Origin of the sequence: Kribbella jejuensis (assembly GCF_006715085.1) — a bacterium.
GTDB classification, from domain to species: domain Bacteria; phylum Actinomycetota; class Actinomycetes; order Propionibacteriales; family Kribbellaceae; genus Kribbella; species Kribbella jejuensis.
Window position 1 is genome coordinate 254,869 of the sequence record NZ_VFMM01000002.1, and the last position, 25,235, is coordinate 280,103.

The 25,235-nt window shown below is 68.5% G+C and carries 25 protein-coding genes, 1 pseudogene and 1 riboswitch; of the genes and pseudogenes, 18 read left to right on the plus strand and 8 right to left on the minus strand.

Going from position 1 to position 25,235, the window contains the following annotated elements:
- Positions 1-17: 17 nt before the first annotated feature.
- The 6 genes from FB475_RS21155 (at position 18) to FB475_RS21180 (ending at position 6,641) form a co-directional block, all read left to right on the plus strand.
- The gene (locus tag FB475_RS21155) at positions 18-1,229 is read left to right on the plus strand and encodes a NosD domain-containing protein (protein WP_141858306.1); all 1,212 of its coding nucleotides are present in this window, start codon (positions 18-20) and stop codon (positions 1,227-1,229) included.
- On the plus strand, positions 1,226-2,398 hold the full coding sequence (locus FB475_RS21160; protein ID WP_141858307.1) for a glycoside hydrolase family 32 protein: 1,173 nt from the start codon (positions 1,226-1,228) through the stop codon (positions 2,396-2,398). Before FB475_RS21155 ends, FB475_RS21160 begins: the two co-directional genes overlap by 4 nt.
- A gap of 15 nt (positions 2,399-2,413) precedes the next feature.
- Positions 2,414-3,475 carry a ricin-type beta-trefoil lectin domain protein gene (locus tag FB475_RS21165; RefSeq protein WP_141858308.1) on the plus strand — a complete coding sequence of 354 codons (1,062 nt, stop codon included), beginning with the start codon at positions 2,414-2,416 and terminating at the stop codon, positions 3,473-3,475.
- Positions 3,476-3,557: 82 nt separating this feature from the next.
- A complete protein-coding gene (locus FB475_RS21170; RefSeq protein ID WP_141858309.1) occupies positions 3,558-4,265 on the plus strand; it encodes a GntR family transcriptional regulator in 708 nt (235 codons plus the stop codon).
- Positions 4,266-4,416: 151 nt separating this feature from the next.
- Entirely contained in the window at positions 4,417-5,937 is a 1,521-nt protein-coding gene (locus FB475_RS21175) for an NCS1 family nucleobase:cation symporter-1 (protein WP_141858310.1), read from the plus strand.
- Positions 5,937-6,641 carry an aspartate/glutamate racemase family protein gene (locus FB475_RS21180; protein ID WP_141858311.1) on the plus strand — a complete coding sequence of 235 codons (705 nt, stop codon included), beginning with the start codon at positions 5,937-5,939 and terminating at the stop codon, positions 6,639-6,641. Before FB475_RS21175 ends, FB475_RS21180 begins: the two co-directional genes overlap by 1 nt.
- Here FB475_RS21180 and FB475_RS21185 read toward each other — a convergent pair.
- Positions 6,638-8,080 (minus strand): aminopeptidase P family protein, encoded by a 1,443-nt coding sequence (locus FB475_RS21185; RefSeq protein WP_141858312.1) that lies wholly within the window; start codon positions 8,078-8,080, stop codon positions 6,638-6,640. The two genes, FB475_RS21180 and FB475_RS21185, sit on opposite strands and share 4 nt — an antisense overlap.
- Before the next feature lie 24 nt (positions 8,081-8,104).
- The gene (gene panD, locus FB475_RS21190) at positions 8,105-8,521 is read right to left on the minus strand and encodes an aspartate 1-decarboxylase (RefSeq protein WP_141858313.1); all 417 of its coding nucleotides are present in this window, start codon (positions 8,519-8,521) and stop codon (positions 8,105-8,107) included.
- A 167-nt stretch (positions 8,522-8,688) separates the two neighbouring features.
- On the opposite strand from panD, the gene FB475_RS21195 reads away from it, so the two are divergent.
- Positions 8,689-9,309: a hypothetical protein gene (locus FB475_RS21195; protein WP_141858314.1), complete on the plus strand. Its 621-nt coding sequence runs from the start codon at positions 8,689-8,691 to the stop codon at positions 9,307-9,309.
- Here FB475_RS21195 and FB475_RS36885 read toward each other — a convergent pair.
- A pseudogene (locus FB475_RS36885) lies at positions 9,285-9,443 on the minus strand (hypothetical protein); the annotation flags it as partial. The gene FB475_RS21195 and the pseudogene FB475_RS36885 overlap by 25 nt on opposite strands.
- Positions 9,444-9,593: 150 nt before the next feature.
- On the opposite strand from FB475_RS36885, the gene FB475_RS21200 reads away from it, so the two are divergent.
- Positions 9,594-10,865 (plus strand): ATP-binding protein, encoded by a 1,272-nt coding sequence (locus FB475_RS21200; protein ID WP_202878464.1) that lies wholly within the window; start codon positions 9,594-9,596, stop codon positions 10,863-10,865.
- Here FB475_RS21200 and FB475_RS21205 read toward each other — a convergent pair.
- The 4 genes from FB475_RS21205 to FB475_RS21220 are packed head-to-tail and all read right to left on the minus strand — an operon-like array spanning position 10,862 to position 16,098.
- Positions 10,862-12,283, minus strand: a complete 1,422-nt coding sequence (locus FB475_RS21205) for an FGGY family carbohydrate kinase (protein ID WP_141858315.1) — start codon at positions 12,281-12,283, stop codon at positions 10,862-10,864. The genes FB475_RS21200 and FB475_RS21205 overlap by 4 nt on opposite strands.
- Positions 12,270-13,694: an alpha,alpha-trehalose-phosphate synthase (UDP-forming) gene (locus FB475_RS21210; protein WP_141858316.1), complete on the minus strand. Its 1,425-nt coding sequence runs from the start codon at positions 13,692-13,694 to the stop codon at positions 12,270-12,272. Before FB475_RS21210 ends, FB475_RS21205 begins: the two co-directional genes overlap by 14 nt.
- Before the next feature lie 8 nt (positions 13,695-13,702).
- On the minus strand, positions 13,703-14,704 hold the full coding sequence (locus FB475_RS21215; RefSeq protein WP_141858317.1) for a Gfo/Idh/MocA family protein: 1,002 nt from the start codon (positions 14,702-14,704) through the stop codon (positions 13,703-13,705).
- A complete protein-coding gene (locus tag FB475_RS21220) occupies positions 14,695-16,098 on the minus strand; it encodes an amidase (protein WP_238332321.1) in 1,404 nt (467 codons plus the stop codon). Before FB475_RS21220 ends, FB475_RS21215 begins: the two co-directional genes overlap by 10 nt.
- 148 nt (positions 16,099-16,246) lie before the next feature.
- Here FB475_RS21220 and FB475_RS21225 point away from each other — a divergent pair, with 148 nt between their 5' ends.
- The 3 genes from FB475_RS21225 to otsB all read left to right on the plus strand — a co-directional run bounded on the left by FB475_RS21225 (position 16,247) and on the right by otsB (position 18,074).
- Positions 16,247-16,555 carry a DUF3263 domain-containing protein gene (locus FB475_RS21225; RefSeq protein WP_141858318.1) on the plus strand — a complete coding sequence of 103 codons (309 nt, stop codon included), beginning with the start codon at positions 16,247-16,249 and terminating at the stop codon, positions 16,553-16,555.
- 63 nt (positions 16,556-16,618) lie between these two features.
- Positions 16,619-17,233: a LytR C-terminal domain-containing protein gene (locus tag FB475_RS21230; RefSeq protein WP_238332322.1), complete on the plus strand. Its 615-nt coding sequence runs from the start codon at positions 16,619-16,621 to the stop codon at positions 17,231-17,233.
- A 7-nt stretch (positions 17,234-17,240) separates the two neighbouring features.
- On the plus strand, positions 17,241-18,074 hold the full coding sequence (otsB, locus tag FB475_RS21235; protein ID WP_141858320.1) for a trehalose-phosphatase: 834 nt from the start codon (positions 17,241-17,243) through the stop codon (positions 18,072-18,074).
- Here the strand turns inward: otsB and FB475_RS21240 are convergent.
- On the minus strand, positions 18,040-18,507 hold the full coding sequence (locus FB475_RS21240) for a hypothetical protein (protein WP_141858321.1): 468 nt from the start codon (positions 18,505-18,507) through the stop codon (positions 18,040-18,042). The genes otsB and FB475_RS21240 overlap by 35 nt on opposite strands.
- A gap of 94 nt (positions 18,508-18,601) precedes the next feature.
- Between FB475_RS21240 and FB475_RS21245 the strand changes: the two genes are divergently transcribed.
- From FB475_RS21245 to FB475_RS21275, 7 genes are all read left to right on the plus strand, one after another.
- On the plus strand, positions 18,602-19,765 hold the full coding sequence (locus tag FB475_RS21245; protein ID WP_141858322.1) for a Fic family protein: 1,164 nt from the start codon (positions 18,602-18,604) through the stop codon (positions 19,763-19,765).
- A gap of 29 nt (positions 19,766-19,794) precedes the next feature.
- Entirely contained in the window at positions 19,795-20,742 is a 948-nt protein-coding gene (locus FB475_RS21250; RefSeq protein ID WP_238332323.1) for a DNA-3-methyladenine glycosylase family protein, read from the plus strand.
- 22 nt (positions 20,743-20,764) lie between these two features.
- Positions 20,765-22,003, plus strand: a complete 1,239-nt coding sequence (locus FB475_RS21255) for a cation:proton antiporter (protein WP_141858324.1) — start codon at positions 20,765-20,767, stop codon at positions 22,001-22,003.
- Positions 22,004-22,068: 65 nt separating this feature from the next.
- A riboswitch (SAM riboswitch) is annotated at positions 22,069-22,208 on the plus strand.
- A gap of 14 nt (positions 22,209-22,222) precedes the next feature.
- Positions 22,223-23,488, plus strand: a complete 1,266-nt coding sequence (gene thrC, locus FB475_RS21260; RefSeq protein WP_141858325.1) for a threonine synthase — start codon at positions 22,223-22,225, stop codon at positions 23,486-23,488.
- Complete coding sequence (locus FB475_RS21265) at positions 23,485-23,760, plus strand: ubiquitin-like small modifier protein 1 (RefSeq protein WP_141858326.1); 276 nt, start codon at positions 23,485-23,487, stop codon at positions 23,758-23,760. Before thrC ends, FB475_RS21265 begins: the two co-directional genes overlap by 4 nt.
- A gap of 57 nt (positions 23,761-23,817) precedes the next feature.
- Positions 23,818-24,201, plus strand: a complete 384-nt coding sequence (locus tag FB475_RS21270; RefSeq protein ID WP_141858327.1) for a VOC family protein — start codon at positions 23,818-23,820, stop codon at positions 24,199-24,201.
- A gap of 13 nt (positions 24,202-24,214) precedes the next feature.
- Positions 24,215-25,231 (plus strand): zinc-dependent alcohol dehydrogenase family protein, encoded by a 1,017-nt coding sequence (locus tag FB475_RS21275; protein WP_141858328.1) that lies wholly within the window; start codon positions 24,215-24,217, stop codon positions 25,229-25,231.
- Positions 25,232-25,235: the final 4 nt, after the last annotated feature.

Here is a 25,235-nt window from a genome sequence, read left to right on the forward strand (position 1 = left end):
CACCAGAAGGGACGACCATGCCCTCCACGATCTACGACGTCACCACCTGGACCATCCCGAGCAGCCCGTCGACCACCGCCTACACCGACATCGGCGCGATCGTGAACAGCATCATCGCCGACATCAAGACCAACCAGCCGTCGCAGGCCTCCAAGCCGGGCGCGGTGATCTACATCCCGCCGGGCGACTACTCGCTGAAGACCCGGATCGTGATCGACATCAGCTACCTGCAGCTCAAGGGATCCGGCCACGGCTTCACCTCGACGAGTATCCGGTACAACGCCGGCAACACCTCTGCCTGGCACGAGATCTGGCCGGGCGGCAGCCGGATCCGGGTCGAGAACACCGACGGGAACGCCGAGGCGATCCTGATCAGCCGCAGCGGCGACCCGCGGCTCAGCTCGATCGAACTCCTGGACTTCTGCCTCGACGGCGTCTCGTTCACGCCGAACCAGAACAGCTATCTGAACGGCAAGTACGGCATCCGGTCGACCACCGCCACCGACTCGCTGCGGATCCGCGGCCTGGGGATGGTCTACCTGGAGCACGGGATCGTGATCACCGACGCCGACGCGCTGCACATCCAGGGCAACTTCCTCTGCGAGAACGGCAACTGCATCGAGCTGATCGGCTCCGGGCAGGCCAGCATGGTCAACGACAACATGATCGGCGCGGGCTACGTCGGCTTCTCGATCTTCGCCGAGAACCACTTCGGCCTGATCGTCTCCGGGAACAACATCTTCCCGCGGGGCAAGAGCTCGGTGCACCTGAAGAACTGCACGAACAACAACATCAGCACGAACCGCCTGCACGCCTTCTACCCCGGGATGATCCAGTGCGAAGGCGCCTGCCACAACAACCTGATCGGGTCGAACCACTTCCTCCGCGTCCCCGAGTCGTTCCCGGCGATGACCGGCTTCAACAACGGGCTGGCCGATCTCTTCGGGCTGATCCAGCTGAACGGCAGCGGCAACACGGTGGTCGGCAATCACTTCTCGTTCGACGTGCCGTCCGCGAACATCACGCCGTCCGGTGCGACCCCGACGATGGTCCTGGTGAAGTCGGGGAGCAACAACTACGTGGCGACCAACCACACGGCCGCGAACGTCGCCGTACACACGGTCGTCCTGGACGGATCGACCGTGAACACGAAGGTCCTGGACTGCGGTACGACCGCGGAGTTCCAGGCGCTGAGCGGAGCGACGTACGGCTTCCGAGCCACGCCATGACCCGCGTCGCTGCCTTCCTGGCGGCGGTTCTTGCGTTCACCGGGTTGACAGTGCTGCCGACCGCGACGGCCGGCAGCCCGTCGGACTATCCCGAGTACCCGTACGCCGCCACCGACTACACCGAACCGTTCCGCGGGCAGTTCCACTTCAGCCCGCAGAACGGATTCATGAACGACATCAACGCCCCGCTGTACTACCGCGGGGTCTACCACCTCTTCTTCCAGCACAACCCGCACGGACTCGGCTGGGACGCGGCGGTGCACTGGGGCCACGCGACGAGTACCGACCTCGTGCACTGGACGCAGCAACCGATCAGCCTCGAGCCGGGTGTGCAGAACGCCACTCTGTGGTCAGGGTCGGGCTGGGTGGACGTGAACAACGTGACCGGGCTCAAGACCGGGTCCGACGACCCGATCCTGCTCTTCACCAACACCGACGGTGTCAGCATCGCGTACTCGACCGACGGCGCGAAGACGTTCCAGATGTACAACGGTGGGGCGAAGGTGATCACCGATCCGGTCGAGAGCCGCGATCCGAAGGTGCAGTGGGATCCGCAGCACAACCGCTGGGAACTGGTGACGTTCCGGGCCGGGACGGGCGCCGCCTTCTACACGTCGACCAATCTGCTCGACTGGACGTACCGAGGCGCGTATTCGGCCGGCTGGTTCGTGGAGTGTCCTGACCTGTACCAGTTGCCGATCGATGGGAACACCAACAATCAGAAATGGGTCCTTCAGGACGCCAGCGGCGAGTACGTGATCGGGTCGCTCGACGCGAACGGACTGTTCGTCGCGGATTCGACGACCCAGCAGCGGATGGAGTGGGGCGTCTCGGGTGCGGCGTTCCCGCCGTCCACCTGGTACGCGTCACAGACTTTCAACCAGCTGCCGAACGGCCGGATCGTCCAGCTCGGATGGCAGCCGAGCAACGCCGGCGTGACCTGGACCGGCAACGCGTCGTTCCCGGTCGAGCTCGGTCTGAAGACGTACCCGGAAGGCCTTCGGATCACGCGCAATCCGGTGAGTGAGATCGCGGGCATCCGGACGTCGACCCAGACCTGGGGGACGCGCACGATCACGACGGCTCCGGCGACCGATCCGTTCACCGGGATCTCGGCCGACACCTACGAGATCAACGCCCAGTTCGACCTGACCGGCGCCACCGCGTAGGAGTTCGGCTTCCGGTTGCACGTACGTTCGGACGGTTCGAGCGATCGCACGGTCGCGTACGCGGTCGGGGCACAGACCCTGTACGGCGTGTCGATGCCACCGATCTCCAACCAGGTGACGATCAGGCTGCTGGTGGACCGCGGGCAACTCGAGGTGTTCGGCAACGGCGGGAAGACGGTTGTCAGCGACAACGTCTCGTTCGACTCCGCGCCCGGCAGCCTCAGGATCCAGCTGTACGCCGCCGGTGGTTCGGTCACGCTGTCGTCGCTCAGCTTCTCGCCGCTGACGTCGACCTGGACGCCTGCTCGCACCGGTACCGCTCCCGCCGGTGCGATCGTCTCGACCACTCGGCAGGATCTGTGCGTCGATCGTGATGTTGCCTCAGGCAACGGCCAGCTGTGGACCTGCCTGGCGAACTCGAACCAGACCTGGAGTCTCGACAGCCTCGGCCAGCTGCAGACGGGCGGTGTCTGCATGGGCGTGCCGGCCGGGCAGACGGCGAACTTCACCTTGGTGAACGTCACGACCTGCTCGGGCGACAGCAATCAGAAGTGGCGCCAGGGCAACTTCGGCAGCCTGATCAACCTGGCGTCCGGGCGTTGTCTCGACCTGCCCAACGCCGACTTCACCAACGGCCACCAGCTCCAGCTCTACGACTGCCTAGCAACCCGCAACCAAAGCTGGGTCGGCCCGAACTACACACCGGCCACCGGGAGACTCGTCTGGGGTACGACGTCGTCGTGCGCCGATCGTGACGTGGCGACGAACAAGGTCCAGATCTGGAGCTGCAACGGACTCGGCAACCAGACTTGGAGCCTCAATGCCGACGGCACCTTCACCTCGGGCGGGACGTGCATGCAACCTGCCGCGTCCTCGAACGGCTCGGGGGTGACGACTGCGTCATGCACTTCCCACGACACCGATCAACAGTGGAGCCGCTGGTCGAACGGACAACTGCGCAACGTCGCCTCCGGGCGATGCCTGGACCTCGATTCCGGTAACACCACCAACGGCCGTCAGCTGATCATCTGGGACTGCGTCGGCGGCCCGAATCAGACCTGGACCGGGCCCTCCTGATCCAGTGGGCGGGCACTCGGTCAGGGTGCCCGCCTTGGTTGTTCCTCGACACGTGGTTCGGGGGAGGCTTATCGTCCGGAGCATGCGGAGACCGTCGGAGTTCACGTCGCGACTGGTGCGGACCGCGGCCGCGGCGGGGGAGATGCCGGCGGTCGAGAGTGACCTGCGGCACGCGATCCTGACCGGCGACCAGCCGCCAGGGACGCCGGTACCGATCGACGAGGTGGCAGCGTTCTTCGGCGTCAGCGCGATCCCGGTCCGGGAGGCGCTGAAGACGCTGTTCGGTGAAGGTCTGGTCGAGCACCGCCCGCACGTCGGGTACCGGGTCGCCGAGCTCACGTTCCTCGAGTTCCGCGAGCTGTACGACGTACGCCAGGCGCTGGAGTCCGCGGCGCTGCGGGCGGCCGCTGTCGCCGCGACGGCCGCGGATCACGAGCGGATCCGCGCCGCGCACGTCGCGCTGGCCGGGACGGGCCCGGCCATGGGCGACCGCGAGTACGCCGCCGCGACCCGCAGGTTCCACTTCGCGCTGATCGAACCGTCGGGGATGCACCGGCTGATCCGGATGTACGAGACCGCCTGGAACATCACCGAGCCGGCCCGGCCGATGGCGCGCGTACCGGTGCACGAGCGGGCCGGGTTCTACACCGATCACGAGCAGCTGGTCGCGGCGTACCTCGCCGCCGACACCGAGGCGCTGGTCGCGGCGTCGGAGCTGCACTACGCCCACCTGAAGGCCGCGATCGCGGAGTTCGCCGACGACCCGGAATGCTTCGCTGATCCGGCCTGACAACGTCGGTTTCCTATATTTGCAAGGCAGGATCATATATTTGAGCGGAATCTCGAATTATTCCTGGCTTGGCCAAACCTTCGGGGTCTAGCTTTCCGTGCTACTCGGCCGCACGATCTTGCGCAGCGGCCCCGGCCCGGAGGAGCACCCGATGGCGACCGAATCCCGTGTACCCGACGACCTCGTCCAGGCGGCAGGCTATCCGGCGGAGCCGGCCGGAACGCTGGCGCCGCCGCCGCGCGACTACCATCCGCGGCTGACCAACCAGGACCTGGCACCGCTGAAGGAACAGACCTGGCGCAGCTACAACATCTTCGCGTTCTGGATGTCCGACGTGCACAGCGTCGGTGGGTACCTGACCGCGGGCAGCCTGTTCGCGCTCGGCCTGACCAGCTGGCAGGTGTTCGTCTGCCTGATTGCCGGGATCTGCATCGTCCAGTTCTTCTGCAACCTGGTCGCCAAACCGAGCCAGCAGGCCGGTGTTCCGTACCCGGTGATCAGCCGGGTCTCGTTCGGTGTCCTCGGCGCGAACATCCCGGCGATCATCCGCGGCCTGATCGCCGTCGCCTGGTACGGCGTCCAGACGTTCCTGGCCGCGGAATCGCTGAACATCGTGTTCCTCAAGCTGTGGCCGGCACTCGGCCCGTGGGCGGACGCGAAGGTACACGGGTTCGCGGGGCTGTCGGCGCTCGGCTACGTGAGCTTCGCGATCCTGTGGGTCGCGCAGGCCGCGCTGTTCTGGCGCGGCATGGAGACGATCCGCAAGTTCATCGACCTGGCCGGCCCCGCGGTGTACGTGACGATGCTGCTGCTCTGCGGGTACCTGCTGGTCAAGTCCGGCTTCCACATCGACCTCAACCTGTCCAACCACACCCTGACCGGCTGGGCCGCGATCGGCACGATGCTCAGCGCGATCGCCCTGGTGGTCTCGTACTTCTCCGGCCCGATGCTGAACTTCGGCGACTTCGCCCGGTACGGCAACAGCTTCAAGAGCGTCCGGCGCGGCAACTTCTGGGGCCTGCCGATCAACTTCGTCTTCTTCTCGCTGCTGACCGTGCTGACCGCCGGCGCCACGGTTCCGGTGTACGGCGAACTGCTGACCGACCCGATCAAGACCGTCGAGCGGATCGACAGCACGTTCGCGATCCTGCTCGGCGCGCTGACCTTCGTGACCGCGACCGTCGGGATCAACATCGTCGCGAACTTCATCTCGCCGGCGTTCGACTTCTCCCACGTCAGCCCGCAGAAGATCAGCTGGCGGATGGGCGGCATGATCGCGGCCGTCGGGTCGGTGCTGCTGACCCCGTGGAACTGGTACAACAACGACACCGCGATCCACTACACGCTCGGCATCCTCGGCGCGCTGATCGGGCCGCTGTTCGGGATCCTGATCGCGGACTTCTACCTGATCCGCAAGCAGAAACTCCTCGTCGGCGACATGTTCACGCTGGACAAGGACGGCGCGTACTACTACCGCAAGGGCTACAACCCGGTCGCGATCCGCTCCGTCATCGTCGCCGGGGTCGTCTCGGTCGCCTCGGTTCTCGTACCGCGGTGGATCGGCGAGGGCCTGTGGATCAGCGACTACAGCTGGTTCATCGGCTGCGGCGTCGGGTTCGCGATCTACACGGTCCTCGCGCGTCGCGCGGGCGTCGCCCAAGGGCAGGCATGATGCGGATCAAGGTCATCAATCCGAACACGACAGCGTCGATGACCGCGCTGATCGGCGACTGCGCCCGGGCCGTCGCCGGTCCGGGGGTCACCGTCGACGCGGTGAACCCGCCGCACGGACCGGCCTCGATCGAGAGCCACGCCGACGACGCGTACGCCGTACCGGGGCTGCTGCAGGAGATCGTCGACGGCGAGGCGGCCGGGTACGACGGGTACGTGATCGCGTGCTTCGGCGACCCCGGGCTGAAGGCGGCGCGGGAGCTCGCCCGCGGGCCGGTCGTCGGAATCGCGGAGGCCGGGATGCGGACGGCGGCGTACCTGGGCCGCGGGTTCAGCGTCGTCACCACGCTCGCCCGGACCGTTGGTCACGCCCAGGATCTGGCCGAGGAGTACGGCCTGGCGCGGCAGTGTCTCGGGATCCACGCGTGTGAGATCCCGGTGCTCGCCCTCGAGACCGATCCGCACGCCCGGTCCACGATCCTGCGCGCGTGCGAGGAGGCGCTCGCGCTGGACGGCTCCGATGCGATCGTGCTCGGCTGCGCGGGGATGGCCGACCTGTGCCACGACCTGTCGGCCGAGCTCGGGGTGAGCGTGATCGACGGCGTGGCGGCCGCGACCGCCACGGTCGAGCTGCTGGTGCGGATGCGGCTACGAACCGGCAAACTCGGCGAGTTCGCGCCGCATCCCCGCTACCAGGACGCCTAAGAAGCCATCCAGCTCTGCAGGCCTTCGATCGTGCGCGGCATGGCCTCGGAGAGGTTTTCCGGGGCGCCGTCGGTGATCAGGATGTCGTCCTCGATCCGGATGCCGATGCCGCGCAGGTCCTCCGGGACGGTGAGGTCGTCGGACTGGAAGTACAGACCGGGCTCGACGGTGAGCACGTACCCCGGCTGCACCGTCCCCTGCCGGTACTTCTCGTTGCGGGCCGCGGCGCAGTCATGGACGTCGAGGCCGAGCATGTGGCTGACGCCGTGCAGCGTGTACCGCTGGTACAGGCGGCTCTCCGGGTCGAGCGCCTCCTCGGCCGAAACCGGCAGCAGCTCCATCGCGTCGAGACCGTGGACGATGACCTCCATCGCAGCCTCGTGCCCGGCGCGGAACGACGCACCCGGGGTCAGCGCCGCGATGCCGGCGTTCTGCGCGTCGAGGACCAGCTGGTACAGGTCGCGCTGCCGCGGGGTGAACTCGCCGTTCACCGGCAGCGTCCGGGTGATGTCGGCGGTGTACAGCTGCCGGTTCTCCACGCCCATGTCCAGCAGCATCAGCGTGCCGTCGGTGACGGGACCGTCGTTCTCGATCCAGTGCAGCGTGGTGGCGTGCGGGCCGGCCGCGGCGATCGACGTGTAGCCGACGTCGTTCCCCTCGGCGCGGGCGCGGCGCCAGAACGTGCCCTCGATCCAGCGTTCGCCGTACTGCCGGACCTTGTCCATCTCGGCGAGGACGTCGGAGAAGCCGCGGTGCGTGATCGCGACCGCGTCCCGCAGCTGGTCGAGCTCGTACGCGTCCTTAACAAGCCGCAGCTCGGACAACGTCGCGGCGAACTCCCCGTCCTTCAGCTGGTCCGTCCGCGCGCCGCTCAGCAGCGAGGCGATCGACTCGTCCTCGTCCCTGCGGACGCGGGTCGGTACGTCGCCCTTCAACGCGTCGGCCAGCTGGTCGACGTGCCGGGTCTCGATCCCGAACTCCTTCGCGGTCTCGGTCAGCGACGGGCGGCGGCCGGCCCAGAGTTCGCCGTACATCCGGTCGCGCCAGAACTCCTCGCCCTGGGCGCGGTCGGCGCGCGGGCGGAAGTACAGCACGGAGTCGTGGCCGGTGGTGCCGTTCGGCTCCAGCACCAGGACCGCGTCCGAGGTCTGGTTGCCGGTCAGCCACACGTAGTCGGTGTGCGGGCGGAAAACGTAGTCGGTGTCGTTCGAGCGGACCTTGTAGGTGCCGGCCGGGACGACCAGGCGCTCGCCGGGGAACGCCTGCGAGAGCGCGTCCCGGCGCTTCGCCGCCCACACCCCGACGTCGGCCAGTGACAGGTCGTGCCGCTCGGAGTCGGCCCACCCCGAGTTCATGAACGCGCGCAGCTTCGGGCTCGGCTCGTTGTCGTGCGACGCGGTCTTCGGCCCAGCGGTGTTCTCGGCGGCGTTCTCGGTCATCGGTGACCAGTCCTCATCTCTGCGCTACGGGTGCAGTCGGTCCCCGCGCAGCGTGCTGCTGTCCGGCAGTTCTTCGGCGGGGTCGGAGCTAATGCGGGTGATCGCATTGTGCTCGTCCACGAAGACTACGCTCGGCTCGAAGACCTTGGCCTCGGCGGTGTCGAACATCCCGTACGCGATCAGGATCACCAGGTCGCCGGGATGGATCAGGTGCGCCGCCGCACCGTTGATCCCGACGATCCCGGTGCCGCGCGGTCCCTCGATCAGGTACGTCGACAGCCGCTGCCCGTTGGTGACGTCGACGATGTCGACCTTCTCACCCGGCAGCAGGTCGGCCGCGTCCATCAGGTCGGCGTCCAGTGTGCACGACCCGACGTAGTCCAGGTCGGCCTGCGTCACCGTCGCCCGGTGCACTTTCGACTTCATCATTTCCCGCCACATGAGCCGTCATGATCCGGCGTCCCCGGGCAGGTTGTCAGTGGCCGCAGTCACGTCGGACCTTTTCACCAGGATCGAATCTTGGGGCAGTCGGCAACTTTCCGTACCGGTGCGGTGTCTCAATCGGTGCGCTGCCGACGGGGGAGCGCCTGACTGAGGGGATCGGGAAGATGAAGCGGTACGGCGTGATGGCAGGGGTCGCAACGGGGGTCGCGGCGCTGGCGGCGGCGGGGAGTGTGTTGCTGGGGACGACACAGCCGAGCAGCGCTGCGGTGACCCAGCAGCCGGTCAAGTTGACGGCTGCCCAGAGCAGTACGTCGATCACCTTCGTGAAGCGGTACTTCGAGCGCAAGTACCCGCACGGGTACCTGTCGAACGCCGTACTGCCGAAGACCTGGCGTGAGGTGCACATCGGGCCGCACGAGACCCGGTTCGACGACACCGCGCACAGCCGGATGATCCGGTTCAACACGTGGTGGGGCCCGGAGACGCCGCAGAGCGCGCTGAAGCGGAAGGTGGCCGCGCTCAAGGGGACGCGTGGCCTGCACATCGTCGGTACCTCCACGGTCGGCATGCCGTCCACCGCGGGGCAGGGACGGCTGACCGTGAGCACGATCGTCTACACGTACAAGAGCGGCAGCACGACCCGCTGGGTGGCCACCCGGTACGTCGCCCAGAACGGACAGAAGCTGGCCGACGCCGAGATCACCGTCGCGGGCCGCCCCACCGACAGCAAGACCCTGGCCCTCGTCCTGAACAAGGCAACTCAAACCCTGGTCATCACACCCTGACGCGGCTCGTCGGCGGGCGGGCGGCGGAGCGAGTCGCCCTCCACGTCGACGTTCGGGAGCAGGCGGTCGAGCCAACGGGGGAGGTACCAGGCGCGGCGCCCGAGCAGGGCCATCACCGCCGGTACGACGGTCATCCAGTACCCGCTGGTGAGACGAGCGCTCGATCCGAACCTCCGGTCGCGGCTATATCAACACGCAGACCTCGGCTATATCAACGGAAGAATTCCGGCTGGATCAACATAGAACCAGCGGCAGATTCAACACTCGTGTGCCATACTCGGTCCATGGCACAAGGGCTGCAGTCGCCGATCGGGCGAATTCTGCCGCGGCGCGCGACCGCCGCGGTGACGGACGCGCTCGGGGACACACGCGTGGTTCTCGTGAACGGCGCGCGGCAATGTGGCAAGAGCACGCTGGTCGCGCAGATTGCTGCTGAACACGGAGCCCAGTGGCGGAGCCTGGATCGCGCGACGACGCGACAGGCAGCGACGTACGACCCGACCGAGTTCGTCGCCGATGCCGACCCCATGGTCATCGACGAGGTGCAGCGGGTGCCGGAGTTGCTGCTGGCGATCAAGGAGGCGGTCGACACCGACCCCAGGCCAGGTCGATTCCTGCTGACCGGATCGGCGCGGCTGCTCGGCCTGCGCGGATTGCCCGACGCGCTGCCCGGTCGGATGGAGACAATCGAACTGTGGCCGCTGTCCCAGGGGGAGATCGGCGAGCAGCCGGACGGATTTGTCGACGCGGTCTTCGCACTGGGACCTGAGCTACGGCACAGTTCGACCGAGACGCGGCCCGGTTACATCGAGCGGATCACCCGCGGAGGCTTCCCTGAAGCGGTGGCGAGAACCGCTCGCCGACGAGAGCGGTTCTTCGATTCCTATGTCGCGGACCTCATCAACCGCGATGTCCTCCAATTGTCCGAGATCGAGCGGGGGCCGGAGATGCGTGCGCTCACGCGGCTCGTCGCCGCGCGGTCCGGGCAGTTGCTGGTACCAGGTGCACTGGGCAACGATCTCGGCCTGCCGCAACCAACCGTCAAGCGCTATCTCGGTTTGCTCGAGGAGGTCTTCCTGATCAAGCGGATCCCCGCCTGGTCGCGCAACCTGAACACTCGGGCCGTCGGGACCCCGAAAGTTGCGATGGTGGACTCCGGGATCGCGGCCAACCTGCTGGGGATGGATGCCGAAAGTCTCCGACGGCCGGACAGGCCGCTGGGAGCGCTGCTCGAAGGATTTGTGGCGATGGAGATCGCCCGCCAGCTGAGCTGGTCGAAGCAGCGCGCAGAGCTGTACCACTACCGCACGAGAGATCAGGTCGAGGTCGACATCGTGCTCGAGAACCGACAGGGCCAGGTCGTTGCCATTGATGTCAAGGCGGCCTCGACAGTCAAGGCCGAGGACTTCCGGGGAATCCGGCATCTCAGCACTCGGCTCGGCGCGGACCTAGTGGCCGGCATCGTGCTCTACACCGGTCAGCAGACCTTGCCTTTCGGTCCCCAGTTCCGGGCTGTGCCCATCAGCGCGCTGTGGGAGACGGCTCAGGTCGGTTAGATTGCTGAGGCTTGGACGGCTAGTTCTCGTAGGGCCTCGTAGCGGGTGCGGAGGGTGGCGATTCGGTCCACGTCGTCCGGGGTTGGGGTGAGGTGTTTGCCGCCGGGGGCGGGGGACAGGCCGAGGGCTACTGCGGCGGCGCCGCGGGCGCCGACCTCGGGCTCGGCGCAGACTGTCGTCGGTCGGGCGAACGTGGCTGTCAGGCAGCGGCGCCACCACTCGGACGCGTCGATGCCGCCGCCGCCGAGGACGACGTCCAGCTTGCGGTTGAAAAGTGCGTCGAGCTGACGGAGGCCCCGGTCGATCTCCAGCGAGGCGCCCTGGAGCGCGGCCGCGAGCAGGTCGGCGGGGTTGTCGTCGAACGAGAGCCCGAAGTACACCCCCGAGCCGCCCGGTACGTTGGCGGGTGGCCGGGTGCCGGCCATGAACGGGATCGCGATCGCGTGCGTCCCGCCGAGCTCGACGCCGAGCGGTTCGTCGGACTGCAGCCGCAGTACGCCGGTCAGCCACGCATGCAGGTTGCCGGCGGCCGAGTACGCCACGCCGGTCACCGCGCGCTTGTCGTCGACCCGGTACCGCCACAGCTCCCACGGCAGCTCCGGCGAGTTCTCGATCGGGTGCACGACCCGTACGGCCGCCGACGTACCGACCGTCACCGCGGCGGTGCCCACGTCGTACCCGCCGGTGCCGACGTTCGACGCGGCGCCGTCGCCGGTCGGCGGATGCACGGGTACGCCGACCAGCCCGGGCCAGCGGCGCTCGTACTCCTTCGACAACCGACCGGTCCACCCGGTCGGCACGATCGGCGGCAGCCGGTCCGCGGTCACGCCGGCGATCTCCAGCGCCTCGGCGTCGTACGCTCCGGTCGCGAGATCCAGCGTTCCGGTCCCCGACGCGACCGACACCGACGTCACCCGCTCACCGGTCAGCCGCTCCAGCACGAGATCGGGCAGACCGGCGAAGGCCGCGGGCGAGTCGGAGGCGAGCAGCCACGGGATCCGGCGCGTCCAGTACAACCGGTGCAACCACGTCCCGGTCCGGGCGTGGAACGCCTGCTCGTCGAACGACGTACTGAGACCGATCTCCACCGTGCGCGTGTCCGCCCAGGTGATCACCGGCGTCCGCGCGGCCCCCTTGTTGTCCAGGGCAACGATCGAGTGCCACTGCGAGGACAGCACGATCGAGCCGATGCCGCTGAGGTGCCCGTTCTGCTCGAGCTCGTCGAGGCAGCCGAGCAGGCCCTCGACGTACTCGTGCAGGTCCAGCGTCGCCGAGCCGTCGTGCCCGTACGCCGGGGAGATCTTGTGCCGGGCCAGTGCGCCCGGGATCGGGGACGCGTCGGACTCGCGCAGTACCAACGCCCGCGCGGACGACGTGCCGAGATCCAGCGCCAGGATCCGCCCGTCACTCCTCGTCATGCAGCGCCTTCAGGAAGGCCTGCGCCCAGACGTTCACGTCGTGCGCCGCGAGGTGCTTGCGCATCGCCTTCATCCGCCGGCCGAGCTGCCGTTCGTCGGTGTTCATCGCGTCGACAATCGTGTCCTTCATCCCGTTGATGTCGTGCGGGTTCACCAGGAACGCCTGCCGGAACTCGTCCGCCGCTCCGGCGAACTCGCTCAGTACCAGCGCCCCGGTGTCGTCGTACCGCGTCGACACGTACTCCTTCGCCACCAGGTTCATACCGTCCCGCAACGGCGTCACGACCGCAACGTCGGCGGCCCGGAACAGTGCCGCCATCTCGGTCCGCGAGTACGAGGTGTGCAGGTAGTTGATCGCCGGCGTACCGATCCGGCCGTGCTCGCCGTTGATCCGGCCGACGAGCAGCTCGATCTCGTCACGCAGCACCCGGTACTGCTCGACCCGTTCCCGCGACGGCGTGGCGACCTGGATGAAGACCGCGTCGTCGACCGAGACCCGCTTCTCGTCCAGCAGCTCACCGAACGCCCGCAGCCGCTGCCGGATGCCCTTGGTGTAGTCCAGCCGGTCGACGCCGAGCAGGATGTGCTCGGGGTTCCCGACCTCTTCGCGCATCTCGGCGGCGCGGGCGGTGGTCTCGGGCTGGCGGGCCAGGCTCTCGAGTTCGTTGACGTCGATCGAGATCGGGAACGCCTTCGCGCGCACGATCCGGTCGTCGGGCAGGTGGATCCGGTCGCCGCGGGTGCGCAGGCCCATCCGGTTGCGGGCCAGCCGGGCGAAGTTCGACGCGGCACCGGGCCGCTGGAACCCGACCAGGTCGGCGCCCATCAGCCCGTCCAGGATCTGCCGCCGCCACGGCATCTGCGCGAACAGCTCGGTCGGCGGGAACGGGATGTGCAGGAAGAACCCGATCCGTACGTCCGGACGCAGCCGGCGTAACATCGCCGGTACCAGCTGCAGCTGGTAGTCGTGCACCCACACGTCGGCGTTGTCGTCGGCGGCCTCCGCGGCGGCCTCCGCGAACCGCCGGTTCACCGCGACGTACGACTCCCACCACTCACGATGGAACTCCGGCGCCACGATCACATCGTGGTACAGCGGCCAGAGCGTCGCGTTCGAGAAGCCCTCGTAGTACAGCTGGACGTCCTCGGCGGACAGCATCACCGGGACCAGGTGCATCCCGTTGTCGTCGAACGGGTCCAGCTTCTCGTCGGGGCTGCCGGTCCAGCCGATCCAGGCGCCGTGGTGGCGCTGCATCACCGGGGCCAGCGCGGTCACCAGGCCGCCGGGGCTGCGCCGCCAGGCGGTGCTGCCGTCGGGCATCTCGATCCGGTCGACCGGTAGCCGATTGGCCACCACTACGAAGGAACTCCTGCCGTTCGGCCGGGTAGCCGGTGTAGCCGGTGTAGGCATGGTCAGCGTCATCCACTCAGGTCGTCGTCGTCACCGGGGTAGCGGACCCCGATCTGGCTCCGGGTCTCGTCGAGCAGTTCGAGAATCTCGAGCGTGCCGGCGTGGGGAAGAGCCGGAACCTCGATCAGTCCCTGGCGCAATGCACGCATAACGTCTGCTGCTTCATAGTGGTACCCACGCCCATGCACGGAGACGTCGATCCGCTCCGTTCCGGAAGCAGTCGTGCGCAGGTAGTACTCGGGGTGGTGGAACCGGTGCGGGAGCTGCAGATTGCCCTCCGGCCCGCTGATCGACGCGACCCACGGGTTCTGCGAACGCAGGCCGCAGGTCAGCGCGGCGACCGCGCCGGACTCGTACCGCCAGGCCATCGCGACGTTGAGGTCGACGCTGTCCTCGTTCAGAGAACCGACCGCCTTGATCTCGGTCGGTCGTCCTAGAGCCATGGAGGCGAACGTCATCGGATAGATGCCGCCGTCCATCAGCGAGCCGCCCCCGAGCGCGGGATCGAGCAGGCGAGCAGGCAAGGAGTCCTTGTGGAACGCGAAGTCCGCGACCACCTGCTGTGGTTCGCCGATCGCCCCGGACCGCAGGTCCTCGAACAGGGTCTGGATGACCGGGTTCGTCCGCATCCACATCGCCTCGGCAAACAGCACCTTGTTCTCGTCCGCGACCGTGATCAGGTCGCGGGCCTGTTTGGCGGTGAGCGTGACCGGCTTCTCGCACAGTACGGCGATACCGGTCTGCAGGGCGGTCCGGGCGATCGCGTAGTGCTGCGGGTGCGGCGTACCGATGTAGATCACGTCGACCTCGCCGGAGTCGATCAGCCGGCGGTAGTCGTCGTACGCGTGCCGGATCCCGAACTCGGCGGCGAACCGGTCCGCGCTGGCCTGCGAGCGGGACGCGACGGCGGTGGCGACGGCGTCGTCCGCGAGCAGCGCGAGGTCGTGCGTGAACTGCGTCGAGATGTTGCCGGTCGCAACGATTCCCCACCTGACGCGATCTATACCCACTGGCTGAACTCCGGGCTCGGGAACGGGCCGTCGGCAGCGATTCTCGCCGTTTCGAAGGCGTGAGCCAAGCGAATGAGCGTGACCTCACTTCGCGCCGTCCCACTGATCGTCAGCCCGACCGGCAGACCGGACACCATTCCCGACGGGACCGAGAGCAGCGGATACCCGGCCAGGGCGGCGTGGGACGAGGAGCTGCCCAGCACGTGGTCGCCGTTCACCAGGTCGATCGCCCAGGCCGGTGAGTACGACGGACAGACCAGCGCGTCGAGCTGGTTGTCGCGGAGCAGGTTGTCGATCCCGTCCCGGCCGGCGCGGAGCGCGGTGAGGCGCGCGGCGACGTACGCCGGGGAGTCGAGACCCTCGGTCTCGGCGGCGCGTTCGAACAGCTCCTGCCCGAACCACTGCAGCTCCTGGTCTGCATGCTCCTTGTTGAACGCGATCAGGTCATCGAGGGTGCGCGGACCGCCAGGGGCGCGGGTCGCGAGGTACGCGGCCAGGTCGACCTTCAGCTCGTGGGAGAGCACCTGTAGCTGGTCCTCGTCACCACCTGGTGTCGGCAACGACAGGTGATCGACCAATGTGGCGCCGCACTGGCTGAGCAGCTCCAGCGCTCTCTCCGTGACCTGGTCGAGCCCCTTGGAGTAACCCCAGAGAGGACCCCGCGGTACGCCGATGCGCACGTTGCTGAGGTCGGTGCCACGGCAGGCCTCGGTGTAGTCCGTCTGGCCGCCGGTCAGTACCGAGAGCAGGGCCGCGGTCTGCTCGACGGTCCTGGTCATCGGTCCGGCGGTGTCCTGCGAGTGGGAGATCGGGACGATGCCCTGCTGCGGGATGAGGCCGACGGTGGGCTTCAGGCCGACGACCCCGTTCAGCGCGGCGGGGCAGACGATCGAGCCGTTGGTCTCGGTGCCGATGGCGAAGTCCGCGAGGCCGGCGGCGACCGCCGCGCCGGAGCCGGACGAGGAGCCGCCGGGCGAGCGGTTCAGCGCGTACGGGTTCCGGGTGAGGCCGCCGTACGCGCTCCAGCCGGACGAGGACGACGAGCCGCGGAAGTTCGCCCACTCGCTCAGGTTGGTCTTGCCGAGGATCACGCAGCCCGCCTCGCGCAGCCGGCGTACCAGCGGGGCGTCCTGCGGAGGCGGCGGCTGGTCGGCGAGCGCCAGCGACCCGGCCGTGGTCGGCAGGTCGGCCGTGTCGATGTTGTCCTTGACCAGCACCGGTACGCCGTGCAGCGGGCTGCGGACCCGCCCTTCCGCACGCTCCGTGTCGAGGCGGGCGGCGTCGGTGATCGCGGCGGGATTCGGCGTGCAGACGGCGTTCACCAACCGGTCGACATCCCCGATCCGCCCCTGCAGCTCCTCCACCAGCGCCACGCAGGAGTGGTGTGAGCTCACTTGAACGATCCTGCCAGAGTTGTAGAGGTCCGGTTGCTTCGTCAGCGACACGCCTCGTGTCGGTCGTCGGTGAATGACATTGCTGTTGTTCAACACGTACAGTGGCAGGCGGACGGACGATCACCGACCGCACAGGAGTCAGCAGCAGATGGACAGCGCCAACGCCAGCTCTCCCGGCCCCGCCGAGGCTGCGCCGCCGGTCCTCGAGGGGCTCTCCGAACGGGACGGCCAGATCCTCGCTTTCGAGCGGCACTGGTGGAAGTACGCCGGCGCCAAGGAGCAGGCGATCCGGGACCAGTTCCAGATGTCCGCGACCCGGTACTACCAGGTCCTGAACGCGCTCATCGACCGGCCCGAGGCCCTCGCGCACGACCCGTTGCTGGTCAAGCGCCTGCGCCGCCTCCGCGCCGCCCGCCAGCGCGCCCGCTCCGCACGCCGCCTGGGCATCGAGGTCTGACACATGTTCCGCCGCCTTTGGGCGTGCTTGGCTGCCCCACGTCCGCGGGGTGAGCGAGGGCAGGTGCTGTCGTCCCTGGTCGCCGTGGGCGCGGTCGTCGCGATCGTGGCCGGGCTGCTCGTGCTGTTCGGCACCCGCGGGAACGACAGCAAGGCCGACGAGAAGCCGGCCGCGGCGAGCAAGCCCTCGTCGTCGAGTGGACCGTCGACCGCGGCGGCCAGCATTCCGCGACCTTCCGAGAAGCCGTCCGAGACGCCTTCGGAGAAGCCTTCCGAGAAGCCGCCTGTGACGTCGGCCACTGTGCCGTCGTCGCAGCCCACCAAGGCACCGTCGACAACCGAGCCCACGCAGCCGCCGGTGACCACGACACAGCCGACGCAGCCGGTGACGATTCCTGCCGAGGAGCGGCCGGCGATCGAGGTGTACAACAACACGCCGCGCAAGGGTCTCGCCGACTCGGTCGCGATCCGCGCCCGGCAGGCCGGCTGGACCGTGGCCGGCTCGCCGGACAACTGGCACGGCAAGGTCGCCGAGAGCACCGTGTACTACCCGCCGGGGATGCTCGACGCCGCCAACCAGCTCGCCCACGACCTCGGCGTCGGCCGGACCAAGGGTGCGCTCGACAACATGAAGAAGGATCGCCTGACCGTGATCCTGACCTCGGACTATGCAGGATGACGGCAGCATGAATGCTCCGGTCATCCGGACCGACGCCGGGCACGAGGGCTGGGAAGCCATCGTGTCGGACCCCGCGTCGGCGGTGATCTCGACGGACTTCGACGGCGTACTCTCCCCGCTGGTCGAGGATCCGTCCCGGTCCCGCCCGGTCGAGGGCGCGCTGGACGCGCTGGCCCGGCTGGCGAGATCGGTGAACCAGGTCGCGATCGTCACCGGCCGGCCCGCACTGGTCGCCACCGAACTCACCGGCGTCAGCGGCCACCCCGGCCTCGGGCGTCTGGTCGTACTCGGCCACTACGGCCTGGAGCGCTGGGAAGCATCGACCGGCAAGGTGACCAGCGAACCGGTACCGCCCGGGGTCGCGACGGCCCGCGACCGGTTGCCCGGTCTGCTCCGCGAGGCCGGCGTACCGGACGCGTTCATCGAGGACAAGGAAAGCTCGCTGGCTGTGCACACCCGCCGGCTGGACGACCCGGGCGGGGCGTTCGAGCTGCTGCGTGGCCCGTTGACCGCGCTGGCCGCGGAGACCGAGTTGCGGCTGGAGCCCGGCAACCTCGTCCTCGAGCTCCGTCCGCCCGGGATCGACAAGGGCGTCGCGATCCGCGCTCTGCTCGCGTCGACCGGTGCGCGGTCGATCCTGTACGCCGGCGACGACCTGGGCGACCTGGCCGCGTTCCGGGCGATCGAGGCGGAGCGCGCCACCGGGCTGAGCGCCGTACTGCTCGCGACCCGGTCCTCGAACGCGACCGAGCTGATCGACGCCGCCGACATCGTGGTCGACGACCCGACCGGCGTGGTGACCGTCCTCACGGCCCTTTCGGACGCGATCGCAGCACGCTGAACGCCTGCGTCACGGTCTTCCCGATCGGTTGGACCGGGCGCTCGACGTACCCGCCGTCCTTCAGGTTCGCCAGCCGCTCGAACGGATTCCGCGAGGCCGGATCGCCGGTCAGCAGGAACGAGACGAGCACGCCGACGACGTACAACGGCAGCATCGGCAACCCGACCAGGCAGAAGTACTGCCACGAATGCCGCTCCTCGTGCCGAACGAGCGCCGCGTCGTCGAAGTACTCCCGGCCGTGCTTGCTCAGGACGACATTCCCGATCGTGAACGCCCCCGCCACCGGAAACCCGAGCTTGTACCCGTTCGCAAAGAACAACCCCCGCGGCCCCCGACTGAACCGAGCCCGCCCCAACACCCCGACCAGCCCACCGGCAAACGTCGACAGATTGACGAAGTTCCCCACCAACTTCACCCACTGCCAGCCGGTCATAGCTCAGTATCAAGCCGATGTCGCGATGTCGCAATTCTTAGGACAGACCGGATAGTATGTCCTAAGAATTAAGACATCGAGACATCGGGGCCTGATGACGATCTACCGCACGCCGAAGCCGGACCTCGAGGATCAACAGGTCCTCCAGCAGATCCACGCGTACCGGTCTGAGCTCGCCGACGTGCTTCGGATGCCGCGGCGATGGGTCGGTGGGCTGCGCCGGAGCATGCTGGCCAGGGCGATTCAGGGCTCGAACAGCATCGAGGGGTACGACGTCAAGCTCGACGACGCTGCCGCCGCGCTCGACGACGAGGAGGCGTTGAGCGCCGACGACCGGACGTTCGCCGAGATCCGCGGCTACCGGCAGGCGCTTGGCTACGTCCTGGCGATGGCGAAGGACCCGGACTTCCGGTTGGACGTTTCAGTCGTTCGGGGCATGCATTTCATGATGCTCAGCCATGACCTGTCGAAGAGTCCGGGGAGCTACCGGCAGGGCGTCGTCTACGTCCACGACGAGGCCAGCGGAGCGAATGTCTACGAAGGGCCGCCTGCGGAGGACGTGCCCGGCCTGGTGGCGGAGTTGACCGACGGCCTCGCGGACGGTGGTTCGGCGGACCCCCTGGTGCAGGCCGCGATGGCACACCTGAACCTGGTGATGATCCATCCGTTCCGGGACGGGAACGGACGCATGGCACGGGCGTTGCAGACGCTCGTCCTGTCCCGTGGCGGAATCGGCGAGCCGGCGTTCTCCAGCATCGAAGAGTGGCTCGGCAACAACACCGAGGAGTACTACTCCGTGCTCGCGGCAACCGGCGCCGGCGCCTGGCGTCCGGATCGCTCGGCGGCCCTGTGGGTGAAGTTCAACCTTCGGGCGCATCACATCCAGGCGCAGACGGTACGACGGCGATATCGCGAGGCCGGGAAACTCTGGCAGGCGTTCGACGAGCTGATCGAGCAGCACGGTCTGGCCGAGCGGGTCGCCGATGAGCTCTTCGACGCGTCACTGGGCTTCCGGATGCGGCGCGCGACTTATGTGCGCCGTGCGGGCATCGAGGAGCGAACCGCAACACGTGATCTCGCCCGGCTGACCGAGCTCGGGCTGCTGCGCGCGGTCGGTGAGACGAAGGGCAGGCACTACGTGATGGGCCAGGCGCTGGCGGACGTAGTACAGAGCGTGCTCTCGCGCCGCGACGCGATTGTCGACCCTTATCCCTGGATGCGCGAGCGTTTGGCGTCGGCGCCCAGACCGATCCACTAGTTGTCGGTGGGGTGGGTAAGACTTGGCGGGTGAGTTCGGTGGTGCGGGTTTGGCGGGCTGGGCGGGTGGTGGATCCGCACTCGGTGATCGGCGGGTTGCGGAAGGGGCCCGGGGATCCGGCGTACGTGTTCGATGCGGAGCGGCGGACGGTGTGGCGGGCGACGCGGACTCCGGACGGGCCGGTGTTGCTGCGGTTGACGCCGTACGCCGGGGCCGTCGAGGCGGAGGCGTGGGGACCTGGCGCCGCGTGGGCGCTGGACGGCGTACCGGAGCTGCTCGGGGAGCGGGACAGCTGGGACGGGTTCGAGCCGTTGCCGCAGCACCGGGTGCTGGTGGACGCGGCGCGGCGGTTTCCGCATCTCCGGGTGCCGCGGTCCCGGGCCGTGTTCGAGGCGATGGCGGCCGCTGGGATCGAGCAGGTGGTGACCGGTAAGGAGGCGTTCCGCGCGTGGCGGCTGCTGCTGCGTGAGTACGGCGAACCCGCGCCCGGGCCGAACCAGCAGGGCAATCGGGTGCTGATGGTGCCTCCGTCGCCGGAGGAGTGGCGGCAGATCCCGTCCTGGCAGTTCCTGCGGGCCGGCGTCGAGAACCGGCGGTCGCGGGTGGTGCTGACCGCGGCGGCCCGGGCCCGTGCCTTGGAGCGGACGCTCGAGCTGACCGACGGCGCGGAGATCGAGCGGCGGCTGCGGTCGCTGCCCGGTGTCGGCGTGTGGACGGCGGCCGAAGTACGGCAGCGGGCGCACGGTGACGCGGACGCGTTCTCGTTCGCGGACTACCACGTGTCCCGGAACGTCTCGTACGCGCTGATCGGCGAGGAGCTCGACGACGACGGCACCGCGGAGCTGATCGAGCCGTACCGCGGGCACCGGTTCCGCGTCCAGCGCCTGATCGAGCTCGCCGGCGTCGGCCACCCCCGCTTCGGTCCGCGCAAGGCGCTCCCGACCCACACGCCGGGTGCGACGCATCGTCTGAGGTAGCCGTGGGCACCGGTTCCGCACAATGATCATCAGCGGGGACGGGCTGTATCTCGTCGCGGGCCTGGCGTTGCTGCTCGGCGCTGTGCTGCCGCGACTGCTCCGGCGGTACGCCGTCTCGGCGCCGATGGCCTTCGTCGCCGCGGGACTGTTGCTCGGGCTCGGCGTAGATCGGTCGCACCTCAGCCCGATGATCGAACCGGAGCTCACCAAGCACCTCGCCGAGCTGACTGTCATTGTCGCGTTGATGGGCGTCGGCCTCGCGATCGACCGGCCGATCAGCCTGCTGACCTGGTCGGTCACGTGGAGGCTGCTGTTCGTCGCGATGCCGGCCGGGATCGCCGCACTGACGGGCGTCGGCTGGTTGCTCGGGCTGGCCCCGGCGACCGCCTTGCTCCTGGCGGCCGTGCTCGCGCCGACCGATCCGGTGCTCGCGTCCGACGTACAGGTCGAGGGCCCGACGACCGGCGAGGACGCGGAGCTCGACGAGGAGGACGAGGTGCGGTTCGCCCTCACCTCCGAGGCGGGGCTGAACGACGGGATGGCGGCACCGTTCGTGTACCTGGCGGTGTTCATCGCGACCAAGAGCTTCACGCCCTGGCAGTGGGTCGCCTGGGACATCGTCGGCAAGTCGGTGATCGGGGTCGCGGTGGGGTTCGGGGCCGGGTGGTTGCTCGGCCGGATGACGTTCTCGGCGCCGGCCAAGAGCTTGCGGCTGTCGGAGTCCAGGGAGCCGATCCTCGCGCTCGCGATGACGGTGGGCGTGTACGGGCTCACGCAGGTGCTGCACGGGTACGGGTTCATCGCCGTCTTCGTCGCCGCGCTCACCCTGCGCTCGGTGGAGAGCAAGCACGACTTCCACGCGGAACTGCACGACTTCATCGGTGAGCTGGAACACATCCTGACCTGGGGCATCCTGCTGCTGCTCGGGGCCGCGGTCACGGCGGGTCTGCTGAAGCCGCTCACGCCCGCCGGTGCGGCTCTCGGCGTACTGCTGGTCCTCGTGGTGCGCCCGGTGATCGGTTGGCTGTCCCTCGCACGGTCCGAAATGCTCGCGTCCGAGCGGTGGGCGACCGCCGCGTTCGGGGTCCGCGGGGTCTCGTCGGTGTACTACCTGGCCGCGGTCGGCGTGCACTTCCGGGACGACCTGCCGTGGCTCTGGGCGACACTGGGGTTCACGGTGATCCTGAGCGTGGCCCTGCACGGCATCGCGGCGACGCCGGTGATGCGGTTCCTGGAGCGCCGCGGCCGGGTCCGGGGCTGAGATCCTGCGTCTCGGATGGTGGGATCACGGGACACAATATGGACCCGATTGGGTAATCTCGGGGGAGCTCATCCAGAGGGACTGAGGGAAACGGCCCGTTGACGTCCCGGCAACCCTCCCCGCCGTAGGCCCGTCCGGGCCGACAGCGAGGGACCGGTGCCAAATCCGTCCCGCGCCGAGATCCGGCGACCGGGGAAGATGAGAGGGGAAACCTCACTCATGAGCCTGACCGCCGCCGGTACCCACACCATCCGTGAAGGTGCCTTTGGCAACGGTACGCACCTCAGCTGTCGCGCCTGTGGCGCGAAGTCGCCGCTGGGTCCGTTCTACGCCTGTATGGAGTGCTTCGGTCCGCTGGAGGTCGGGTACGAGTACCCGGCCATCACCCGCGAGCAGATCGAGGCCGGCCCGAAGAACATCTGGCGCTACCAGCCGCTGCTCCCCGTCCCCGTCGACGTGGCGAGCTTCCCGAACACCGAGCCCGGCTACACCCGGCTCGTCGACGCCCAGAACCTGGCCCGCGAGCTCGGCCTCCGCAAGCTGTGGGTGAAGGACGACTCCGGCAACCCGACCCACTCCTTCAAGGACCGGGTCGTGGCGAGCGCGCTGAGCGCGACCCGTGAGCTGGGCATGAAGGTCTTCGCCTGCCCGTCCACCGGCAACCTGGCCAACGCCGTCGCCGCGGCCGCCGCCCGGGCCGGCATCCGCTCCGTGGTCTTCATTCCCAAGGACCTCGAGCGCCCCAAGATCATCACCACGGCCGTGTACGGCGGGACGCTGGTCGCCGTCGACGGCAACTACGACGACGTGAACAAGCTCGCCTCCGAGATCGCCGGTGAGGAGGAGGGCTGGGCGTTCGTCAACGTCAACGTCCGGCCGTACTACTCCGAGGGCTCGAAGACGCTGGCGTTCGAGATCGCCGAGCAGCTCGGCTGGCGGCTGCCGCAGCAGATCGTGATCCCGGTCGCGTCCGGGTCGCAGCTGACCAAGATCGACAAGGGTTTCACCGAGCTCGGCAAGCTCGGGCTGGTCGACGCCACCGACTACAAGGTGTACGGCGCGCAGGCGACCGGCTGCTCCCCGGTGGCGCAGGCGTTCCGCGACGGGCACGACGTGGTCAAGCCGGTGAAGCCGGACACCATCGCGAAGTCGCTCGCGATCGGCAACCCGGCCGACGGGCCGTACGTGCTGGACGTGGCCCGCCGGACCAACGGAGCCATCGAGGACGTCTCCGACGAAGAGGTCGTCGAAGGTATCCAGCTGCTGGCCCGGACCGAGGGCATCTTCGCCGAGACTGCCGGCGGGGTGACGGTCGCGACGCTGAAGAAGCTGATCGCGACCGGGCAGCTCGACCCCGACGCCGAGACCGTGATCATCAACTCCGGCGACGGGCTGAAGACGCTCGACGCCGTGGCCGACCGGGTCGGCCCCAAGGTGACCATCCCCGCGTCGTACGACGCCTTCGTGAAGGCAGGCCTGCAGTGAGTGTGAGCGTTCGCGTCCCGACCATCCTGCGGCCGTACACGCAGGGCGTCTCCGAGGTCTCGGCCGAGGGTACGACGCTGACCGAGGTGCTCGACTCGCTCGACGCGTCGTACCCGGGCATCAAGGGCCGCGTACTGGACGACGCGGGCGAGCTGCGCCGGTTCGTCAACGTGTACGTCGACGACGACGACGTCCGCTTCGCCGACGGGCTCCAGACCGCGATCAAGGACGGCGGACAGGTCTCCATCATCCCGGCGGTCGCCGGCGGCTGAGTTGGCTTCCGGGTTCCGGGCGTACTCCGTCCGGAACCCGGGCTATCGTCGCCGGGCATGGCGACCAAATGGACGATCGGCGGCGACGCCAACGACCCACAGCGCTTGGCCGAGTTCTGGGCGGCCGCGCTCGGCTACATCCTCGAGCCGGGGTACGACTATCCCGACGGCGGGTCGATCGTGGACCCCGACGGCGTCGGTCCGGCGATCGGGTTCCTCCGCGTTCCTGAGCCCAAGACCTCGAAGAACCGGCTGCACATCGACATCCGGGTCGCCGGTTCGGACGAGCACGATGCCGCGGCCGTTGAACGGATGCGCGCGAAGGCGGCCGAGTTGGTGAAGCTGGGGGCCGTGCAGGTGCGCGAGGAGTTCTGGGCTCCGGGCGTACTCGCCAACGTCATCATGCTCGATCCCGAGGGGAACGAGTTCTGTGTGGGCTGATTAAGGTCTATCCATGCGTGCTGTGGTGATCGAGGAGTACGGCGTACTGCCTGAGGTCCGGGAGGTGCCGGAGCCCGTTGCCGGGGCGGGGTCGGTTGTCCTGAAGGTGGAGGCGACCGGGTTGTGCCGCAGCGACTGGCACGGGTGGATGGGGCACGACTCGGACATCGTGTTGCCGCATGTGCCGGGACACGAGCTCGCCGGGACGATCGCGGCGGTTGGTGCCGGAGCCTCCGGGTGGGAGGTCGGGGATCGGGTCACCACGCCGTTCATTTGCGCTTGTGGTGAGTGCGAGCAGTGCTTGGAGGGCAACCAGCAGGTCTGCCCGAACCAGCTGCAGCCCGGCTTCAACTACTGGGGTTCCTTCGCCGAGTACGTCGCCGTACCGTACGCCTCGGTCAACCTAGTCCGGCTACCCGACACCATGGACTTCACCACAGCCGCCAGCCTCGGCTGCCGCTTCGCCACCTCCTTCCGCGCCATCCACCAGGTCGGCCGCGTCCGCCCCGGCGAACAAGTAGCCATCTTCGGCTGCGGCGGCGTGGGCCTCTCCGCGGTGATGATCGCCGCCGCCCTAGGCGCCGAAGTCACCGCCATCGACACCAACCCAGCAGCCCTGTCCCTAGCCCGCACCCAAGGCGCCACCCACACAGTCCAAGCCTCGGACTCGGTGGTCGATCGGCTTCGCGAGCTCGGGGGGCCGCACGTGACCGTGGACGCGCTTGGATCCGGTGAGATCGTGCAGCAAGCGCTGCAGGCGCTCCGGCCGCGCGGGCGGCACGTGCAAGTCGGCCTGCTGCCGGCTGGCGTCAACCTCGACGTGGGCCGCCTGATCGGCCAGGAGCTGTCCTGGCTGGGCAGCCACGGCATGCCCGCGCACGCCTACCCGGAAATGCTCGACCTAGTTGCCACCGGCAACCTCCACCCCGACCGACTCATCACCCGCACCATCACCCTCGAAGAAACCCCAGCCGCCCTCGCAGCCCTCTCCAACGGCACCCCCGCAGGCGTCACCGTCATCGCCCCCTAGCCCG